Annotated in this window: 6 protein-coding genes; 4 read left to right on the top strand and 2 right to left on the bottom strand. The window is 58.4% G+C overall.

Features of this window, described 5'->3' with window-relative positions:
• On the bottom strand, positions 1 to 509 hold a 509-nt coding region (locus WA354_RS03305; RefSeq protein ID WP_472811586.1), incomplete at its 3' end, for a fumarate hydratase.
• A gap of 269 nt (positions 510 to 778) precedes the next feature.
• Here WA354_RS03305 and WA354_RS03300 point away from each other — a divergent pair.
• Positions 779 to 1735 (top strand): cation diffusion facilitator family transporter, encoded by a 957-nt coding sequence (locus tag WA354_RS03300; RefSeq protein ID WP_472811585.1) that lies wholly within the window; start codon positions 779 to 781, stop codon positions 1733 to 1735.
• Between the two features lie 451 nt (positions 1736 to 2186).
• On the opposite strand, the gene WA354_RS03295 is transcribed toward WA354_RS03300, so the two are convergent.
• Positions 2187 to 2744 carry a DUF488 domain-containing protein gene (locus WA354_RS03295; RefSeq protein WP_472811584.1) on the bottom strand — a complete coding sequence of 186 codons (558 nt, stop codon included), beginning with the start codon at positions 2742 to 2744 and terminating at the stop codon, positions 2187 to 2189.
• Positions 2745 to 2951: 207 nt separating this feature from the next.
• Here WA354_RS03295 and WA354_RS03290 point away from each other — a divergent pair, with 207 nt between their 5' ends.
• From WA354_RS03290 to WA354_RS03280, 3 genes are all read left to right on the top strand, one after another.
• The gene (locus WA354_RS03290) at positions 2952 to 3956 is read left to right on the top strand and encodes a YpdA family putative bacillithiol disulfide reductase (RefSeq protein WP_472811587.1); all 1005 of its coding nucleotides are present in this window, start codon (positions 2952 to 2954) and stop codon (positions 3954 to 3956) included.
• A gap of 67 nt (positions 3957 to 4023) precedes the next feature.
• The gene (locus tag WA354_RS03285; RefSeq protein ID WP_472811583.1) at positions 4024 to 5898 is read left to right on the top strand and encodes a sensor histidine kinase; all 1875 of its coding nucleotides are present in this window, start codon (positions 4024 to 4026) and stop codon (positions 5896 to 5898) included.
• 171 nt (positions 5899 to 6069) lie between these two features.
• Positions 6070 to 7152: BON domain-containing protein (locus WA354_RS03280; RefSeq protein ID WP_472811582.1), on the top strand; the 1083-nt coding region annotated here is incomplete at its 3' end.

Below are 7152 nucleotides of genomic sequence, written 5' to 3'. Positions count from 1 at the left end.
GGGTTGAGCATGACGAATTTGCTTTTGGCCTCGGAGCCTCCGCCCTTGGCGGCGACGGTGATGTCGACCTTGTCGCCTTTGACGAGTTCGACGACGACGACGGATGGAGTATTGTCGCGGGTGTTCTTGCGCGCGCCGGCGGGATCGGCGAGGAGCGAGGCGCGGAGCTTGTTGTCTGGGTCGAGGTAGGCGCGGCGGACGCCTTCGTCGCACATGCCTTGCATGTCGAGTGTGGGCGGGCCGCCGCCGGGGCCTTCGAAGCGGACATCCATGCCGACTTTGATGAAGAAGTTGACGATGCCGGTGTCCTGGCAGATGGGGCGATGGCCTTCCGCGCACATGCGGCTGTTAATGAGGATCTGTGCCATGGCATCTTTGGCGGCGTGGGACTGCTCGCGCTCGTAGGCTTTCGTAAGGCTGGTGATGTAGTCGGTGGGGTGATAGTAGCTGATGTATTGCAGTGCGCCGGCGACGGTGCGGATGAAATCTTCCTGATGGATGACGGTCATGGGTGTTGCTCCTCGAACCTTCTAGGGTAAAGGACGGGAGGTGGGGCTGGCGAAGGGTAGCGGGTGTCGGCGTGGTCTTCACGTTTTTTGTGTCACTACTGGCATGGTTCGCCGTGCGAGTTGTCCACCATCCAACCAGAACGAGCGACAAGCGAGAGAAATCTGTTGGTTCGGATTCTGCTCACCTTGGGAAATCGCAGACCTACAGAATGTTGGTCAGGCGTAGACTGGCTTCGAGGTCTTGCGAGATTCGTAAAGGAAAGTAAGGCGTGACGGATTTACCGGTTCAAGTTCCATCGGGGAGAATCGAACAGCAGCATCGGGATGCTCGTTTTGCGATGCGGCTGTCTCTGGTCGTTGGCGTGCTAATGCTTGTCGGTAAAGTTGCCGCCTACTTGTTTACGGGATCCTCGGCCATCTTTTCCGATGCGGCTGAGTCAGTCGTGCATGTGGTCGCCGTGGCGTTTGCTGTATTCAGTCTTTGGCTGAGCACTCGACCCGCTGTTCCGCAGTTTCACTATGGATTCGAGCGAATCACCTTTTTTTCCGCTGGCTTTGAAGGCGCAATGATCATGCTGGCCGCTGGAAGCATAGTCGTCACGACGACTCAGAAATGGAGGCATGGCCTCACCCTGGACAACCTTGGAAACGGGGTGGCTTTAATTCTGGCAGCCGGGATAGTGAACGCATTCTTGGGGTGGTACCTGTTGCGGATGGGGAAACGGAATCACTCGTTGATTCTGGAGGCGGATGGAAAGCATGTTCTGACGGACAGTTACACGAGCTTTGGCGTCGTTGCAGGCTTGGGACTTGTAATGATAAGCGGATGGAAGCCGTTCGATCCCTTGGTCGCCTTCACTGTGGCGGCAAACATCTTGTGGTCGGGTGGCCGCCTGATGTGGCACTCGATGAAGGGATTGCTCGACTACTCTGATCCCAAGATCGGTCATCAAATTCGCAATCAGCTCGATGTCATTTGCAAAGAACTGGGGCTTCACTACCACGGCGTCCGTTTCCGCACGACAGGCTATCGACAGATCATCGAGGTTCACTTGTTGTTTCCCCACACCATGGAAGTGGGCGAAGCACACCGGCAAGCGACAGTGCTGGAAGAGCGACTAACGATGGATTTGGAGGTACCTGCAGAGGTCACCACTCATCTGGAATCGCTTGAGGACCATGCCGAAGTGCATCATGTGCAGCACTACACTGGACGACCTGACTAGAGACTCATTGCAATCTTGGAGCGAGCAGAAATCTAGAGCTGTCGCATCACCGCGATTCGGAAGTATCGAAAGGCAACTGCAGGTCCCTCCACTTCGGTCGGGATGACAAATGGTTTGAGATTGTTGGTGAATAACGGCTAACCGGAACGGTTTTTGTGTGGCTGGAAAGCTCGCAAAGAGCAACCGCAGTCATGGCGGGTTGCGCTACCCTTGGCGATGAAAATGGATTTGGGCGGCCCTCCGGGACGCGGACAGAGACTTGCCGCTTTTCCCCGGGTTTCACCCCGGGGCTATTCTCTCTCGGCCCCTCCGGGGCGAATGCTATTTCAGGGCAGATCTTTCGACTTTGGTCGCTGAGGCCACCTCGCTCAAGATGACAATTCATTTTGAGCGATTCAGGATTTGGGTTTAGCGGGTCAGCATGCGCTTTGCGCATGAGCGAGTCAGCAGGTCAGCCCGGTTGATCGAATAGTGAGTCGGGCTGGACGGGATCGGGGTAGGTGGGTTGGGCGTTGACTACTTTTAGGAAGGGCGTGAGTTTGTGTTCGGCGGCTTGGGCCCTGGTGAGGATGTCGCGGACATGCCAGCCCTGGAGCATCATAGCGTCAGCGATCAGGGAGCGGTGGCAGCGCCAGGGGACGGCTTCCGCGCACATGATGGCGGTCGGGGTGATGCTTGCGATTTGCGTGAGGGTGGCGAGGCCTTCGGCGAATTCCGGTGTGGCCATGTAGTCCGCATAGCCGCGGAAGGATGTGTTGCGCCAGCCGGTATTGATGGAGTCTTTGCGGCTGTGTCGACGGCCGCCGAGAGATTTGAGATGCGTGTATTCGATGTTGGCAGCGCGGAGCGAGGACGCTAGTTCGTCGGTGTTGAATTGCGGGACGTGGCGGGATTTCGGGATGGAGCGGACATCGACGAGATGCTGCACGCGGTGCGCGTTCAGCAATGCGATGAACTCTTCGATGGAGTGGGTGGAGTGGCCGATCGTGTAGAGGACGTTAGTCGCCACGGTCTTATCGTACTGCCGGTCTGGATGACGTTGCCTTGTTGATGGAATAAAGGCGCGGCCGGGTAAATCACTCCGATCTGACAAGCCCCTCCCAGGTCTCAAAAGCGAGACCTGGGGCACCCGGCGATGATCTCAGGCTTCATGACCTAAGCTAGAGGTATGGCGGACTATCCTGCGGATTCTGTGCCGGATGCTAAGCCCTCGTCGATGCTGGTGCGCGATGGGGTCAAAGCTGCGGACGCTTTGTTTGATGTGCTGGTGATTGGCGCGGGGCCGACGGGGCTGGCTTGCGCAATCGAGGTACAGAAGGCCGGGTTCAGCGTGGTGCTGGTGGACAAGGGATGCGTTTGCAATTCGCTGTTTCACTACCCATCGCATATGACATTCTTCACTACTCCGGAATTGCTGGAGATCGGGAACATTCCGTTTCCGAGTCCGAATCCGAAGCCGACGCGGAATGAGGCGCTGCAGTATTACCGGCTGGTGGCGGCGCACTACAAATTGGATGTGCGACAGTATCATCGCGTGGAGCGGGTGAATGGAGTTGATGGAGAGTTTACGGTGCATACGGAGGATCGGTTTGGGCGGCCAGGCAAATTGATGGCGCGCAAGCTGATCGTTTCCACGGGCTATTACGATCTGCCGAACCTGATGTGCATTCCGGGTGAGAAACTCAGCAAGGTGTTTCACTACTACAACGATCCGCATCCCTACTTCGATACGGACGTGGTGGTGATTGGCGGGAAAAATTCTGCAGCGATTGCGGCGCTTGAGTTGTGGCGAAGCGGGGCGCGCGTGACGCTGGTGCACCGGCACGATGGGATGCATCGGCACGTGAAGTACTGGATCAAGCCGGACATTGAGAATCGCGTCAAGAACGGCGAGATCAAAGCCTACTTCAACACCGACGTGGTGGAGATAACGCAGGACTCAGTGGTGCTGCGAACTGCGCGGGGGACAGAGACGATTGAGAACGATTTTGTGTTTGCGATGACGGGGTATCATCCCGACTTCAGTTTTCTCGAGAGCATGGGCGTGCGGTTCGAGGGGCCGGACAAACTGCCGGTCTGCAACTCGGAGACGCTGGAGAGCAATGTTCCGGGGATTTATCTGGCAGGTGTCATTGTGGCCGGATCGCGCACGAACGAGATCTTTATAGAGAATGGCAGATTCCATGGCGGTCAAATAGCGCGGGCGTTGCTGAAGATATAGACTGCAATTTATTGCATTTCCGGTAGACTCTAGGGACGAGCTCCTCCATGAGAACGAGGTCGAATTAATGCGTTGGTTGCCGCGCACCGTTCGATGGCAGCTGATTCTCTGGCTGATGCTGCTGGAGACACTTTCTGTCGGGCTGTTTGCGGTGATCCTCGTGAAGGTCGAGGGTCAAGAGATACGCAGACGCGCGCTGGAGCGGCTGGCGCATCAAGCTACGTCGGTTGCGCTGCAGGCGGAAGAGGCCTACCGGCAGCAGCGTCCGGAGCTGGTGTTTCCTTCATTGCGCATGATGGGCGAAGCGCCGAGTGTGGCCCGCGCCATGATCACCGATAAAACCGGGGATGTGCTTTTTGTGAGCAGCGGAGACGCTGCCCATTCCCCGCTGGAGCCGGCGGAGAAGGCACAGATTGCGCAGATTCCCGAGCATCTGCCGCTCGTATTTTCGTTTGGCGATCGTCGCTGGGAAGGCGTAAAGGCCATCTACGACGGTGCGAACGTGCGCGGTTATGCGTGGGTCGAAACCGATCGCGCCTGGGACACGGAACAGCTCGACACCGTTTTGCGCGGTTCGATTTCCTTTGGCCTGATATGGATTGGCGCTTCGGGATTACTGGTGCTGCTGATGTCGCGTTCGATATCGCGGCCATTGAGTATTCTGCAAAGCGGCACTCGCGCGCTGATGGAGGGACCGGGAATCAGCGCGAATTTTCCTCTGCCCGTGACGGTGGATAACGAATTTGGCGATCTGATTCAGGCATTCAACCGGATGGTGGCGGCGCTTGAGGAACAACGTTCGGGGTTGAACGACACGCTTTCACTGCTGGATTCGATGCTGGCAAATGCGCCGATCGGGCTGGTGTTCTTCGACCGGCAATGCCGAATTGTGCGTGTCAACGAAGTGTTTGCGGAGATGACCGGTGTTGCGCTGAGCCGACACCTGGGACGAACCCTGCCGGAGGTTTTGCCGGAACGTATTGCCAAGCGGCTGGAGGGAGCGGTCCGGCACGTCATCGAGTCGGAGTTGCCGGTACATGACCTGGAATTGGAGGGGAGGCCAGGCGAGAGCGGAGGGAGGTGGACATGGCTGGTGACCGCGTATCCCGTGCGGCCCAGTCCCAACAAGTTGCGCTGGGTGGGTGCGATTGTGATGGATGTGAGCGAGCGCAAGCGGAGTGAAGACGCGCTGCGCAGAACAGAAAAGCTGGCGGCAACGGGGCGTCTTGCCGCTTCCATCGCGCACGAGATCAACAATCCGCTGGAGGCGATAACGAACCTGCTGTATTTACTGCGTGGGTTCTGCCATCTGGATGATTCGGCGCTGAATTACGTGACGATCGCAGAGAAGGAAGTGCAGCGCATGTCGGAGATCACGCAGCAGACGCTGCGTTTCTACCGGCAATCGACGCTGCCGGCGCGAGCAACGATGGAAGAGTTGCTGGACTCAGTGCTTGACATGTACAGCGCCAGACTGAGCACGCTGGGTATCGCGCTGGAGCGGCAATACAAGCCGGATCTCGATCTTTTCTGCTTTGCCGGCGAGGTTCGGCAGGTGATTGCAAACCTGGTGAGCAATGCGATTGACGCAACGCCGGGCGGAGGGCGTTTGAAAGTGCGGGCGCGGCGGTCGCGGGACTGGGTGCATCCTCAATATGAGGGAGTGCGCATCACCATCGGCGACACGGGCAGCGGCATGACAGAGGAGGTACGGAATCGGCTGTTCGAGGCCTTTTTTACCACCAAAGGGGCAACCGGGACCGGGCTGGGGCTCTGGGTGAGTCACGAAATCATCCTGAAACATCATGGAATTATCCATCTACGCAGCCGGGCGGCGTCGGAGGGAGGAGCGTCGGGGACGGTGTTCCAGATCTTCTTTCCTGACAATGAGGAGCTGACAGGCAGGGTGGCCGTGGAGGATCGGGCGACGGCAAAGGCGTAAGGCACGACGGATCAGTGAGTCAGGCCGGAAAGGTCCTCGAAAATCGATTACCAAAGCACGGAACTTTTGCCCGAAACGCGGGTTGGTAACGATGACGGGAGTGCCTGGTGACCGTCAAAATAAAGACATCGGCACCAAAAGCTGCGCGACAGGCATGCGGGAGAGGAAAGAATGAAGAAACGGTTGATTTGCAGGCTATTTTCTTTTCTGGGAGTGATTGCTTTGGCGGGCGCGATGGCAGTGGCGCAGGACGCGGCGCCGTCGAATGCTCCGCGCAGTGACGGGCAAATTGAGATGGACGTGGTGCATGCGCTGGATGCCTCGCAGGCCCTGAAGAACGACTTGATTACCGCGGCAACGATTCAGAGCGAGGTGACGCTGTCGGGGACCGTATCGAGCGACTCTTCGAAGCAATTGGCAGAATCGATCGCCAAGACAGTTCCCGGCGTGACGAAGGTTCACAACAATCTCAAGGTCGGCAATCCGGCAGATGACGCAAACGCCCAGGGTGCTCCGGTGAACGATCCGAGCAACGACATGGCGGACGCGCAGGCGCCTCCGGCGCAGGGTTCACAGGACAATGGGCAGTATGCTGAACCCGGCCAGAATGCACCGAGCATCAACCAGGCTCCGCCGCCGAACTGGGGTGACCCGAATCAACAGCAGCCTGGTTACGGGCAGCAGCAACCGCCTTACGGACAGCAGCAGCCGTCTTACGGGCAGCAACCTGGATACGGGCAGGCGCCTCCGCCTCCGGGATACGCACCGGCTCCGGGTTATGGACAAACACCGCCTCCTCCTGGGTACGGGCAGCGTCCGGATTATGCGCAGGCTCCGCCTCCGCCGCAGTATGCAATGCCGCGCGGTCCGGTCACCGTACCGCAGGGAACGTTGATCCAGGTGCGGACGAATGATCCGGTGAGCAGCAAGCGCGCGAAGGGTGGAGAACCAATTCAATTTACGGTGATCCAGGACGTGACGTTCAACGGGGTGCTGGCGATTCCGCGCGGCGCCACCGTGCATGGCGTGATTGCCGACGTGAGGCGTCCGGACAGCGGTTCGCTGACGGGCAGCAACGAACTGGCGCTGGAACTGACTTCGCTTGACCTGATGGGGCAGAGTTATCCGCTGCAATCCGACATGTTCAAAGTGAAGGGGCCCGGCAAAGGTGCGCACTCGGCCGGGAACATTGTGGGTGGTGCGCTGATCGGCGCGATCATCGGCGGTGCGATAGGCCAGGGTGAAGGCGCTGCG

The organism is Occallatibacter sp. (assembly GCF_049802275.1).
Taxonomy (GTDB): domain Bacteria; phylum Acidobacteriota; class Terriglobia; order Terriglobales; family Acidobacteriaceae; genus Telmatobacter.
This window is presented reverse-complemented; position numbering and strand designations above follow the sequence as displayed.